1 protein-coding gene is annotated in these 989 nt (G+C 76.6%); it reads right to left on the reverse strand.

Annotation, left to right across the window (positions count from 1 at the left end; all coding sequences use genetic code 11):
• Positions 1 to 989: two-component system sensor histidine kinase NtrB (locus tag AC1MIR_RS25710; RefSeq protein ID WP_480031023.1), on the reverse strand; the 989-nt coding region annotated here is incomplete at both ends.

The raw sequence follows: 989 nt of genomic DNA on the forward strand, positions 1-989 counted from the left end.
TTCCCGGGGGCGGTGCCGCCCCCCGTGAGCCGCATTCCCGCGCCGGGGCCGGGGCCGCCCGGCGCCTCCGGCGACGGCGCCGCCACGGCCTGGAGCCCCAAGCGGATCTCCCCGCCGCGGGGCATCGCATCGCGCGCATTCACCGCCAGGTTCAGCAGCGCGAGCTCGAGCTGGTTGGCATCCACCATCGCCGGCGGCCGCCCCGCCGGCAGGTCTGGCAACACACGCACCTTCGGGCCTGCCGAGCGTTCCAGGAGCGTCGTCATGCCGCGCACCAGCGCCGCAAGGTCGGTCGGCGCGGGACGCAAGGCCTGCCGTCGCGCGAAGGCCAGCATGCGCGCGGTGAGCGCCGCGCCGCGCTCGGCACCCTGCTGCGCGCCGTCCAGCAGCCGCGTCAGCCGCGGCTCCGGCGGCAGGCGCTTGCGCAACAGGGCGAGGTTGCCCAGCACCACCATCAGCAGGTTGTTGAAGTCGTGCGCCACGCCGCCGGTGAGCTGGCCGAGCGCCTCCATCTTGCGCGCCTCGTGCAGCCGAGCCTCCGCCGCCTTCAGCTCCGTCAGGTCGTGCGCTTCCGCCACCAGCCAGGCGACGTCGCCGGCGGTGCCCGCAACCGGCCGCAGCGAGACCTCGACCGGCGCGATCCGGCCATCGGCGCGGCGCGCCGGCATCTCCTCGCGCACCGCCGTGCCGGCGGCTGCCTCCAGCACCGCGGCCCGCAGCCGCCGCCCCGCCGGCCCGTCGCGCCAGGCCGGCAGGTCGGCAAGATGCCGGCCGACCGCCTCATCCCGGCGCAGCCCCAGGAAGTCCAGCGCCGTCTCGTTCATCTCCAGCACCGTGCCGTCGCGATCGAGCAGCGCCATCAGCTCGAAGGTGCTGTCGAAGATCACGCGGAAGCGCCGCTCGCTCGCGGCCAGCTCGCGCGTGCGCGCCGCCACCCGGGCCTCCAGCCCCGCCGCCGCCTGCCGCAGCGCCAGGTTGGCGTCGGCGAG

The organism is Falsiroseomonas sp. RANM36 (assembly GCF_056682175.1).